Annotated in this window: 1 protein-coding gene; it reads right to left on the reverse strand. The window is 35.1% G+C overall.

Going from position 1 to position 345, the window contains the following annotated elements; all coding sequences use genetic code 11:
• Positions 1 to 345, reverse strand: a 345-nt coding sequence (locus BAQ49_RS09590) for an MSCRAMM family protein (protein WP_279626796.1), incomplete at both ends; no start/stop codon positions are given.

Below are 345 nucleotides of genomic sequence, written 5' to 3' on the forward strand. Positions count from 1 at the left end.
GTTTCTTTATACGTGTACTTTCCGTATGGTAGTTTGAATTTCGCTACACCTTTTTCATCCGTTTTCCCTTTTACTACTTCTTTCCCTTGTTCGTTGTAGATTGTAAACTCTGCATTTGGCAGTTTCGTATTTCCATCTGCTACATCTACTTTCGTTATTTCTAATTCACCTTCTACCTTCTTATCTTGGACAATATGTTTAATAATTTCTCCATTCTCTTTTATTTCAAATGCGAATGTCTCTTCATTTACTACGTAACCATTTGGCGCTATCGTTTCTTTATACGTGTACTTTCCGTATGGTAGTTTGAATTTCGCTACACCTTTTTCATCCGTTTTCCCTTTT

This window comes from Bacillus proteolyticus, assembly GCF_001884065.1.
Taxonomy (GTDB): domain Bacteria; phylum Bacillota; class Bacilli; order Bacillales; family Bacillaceae_G; genus Bacillus_A; species Bacillus_A proteolyticus.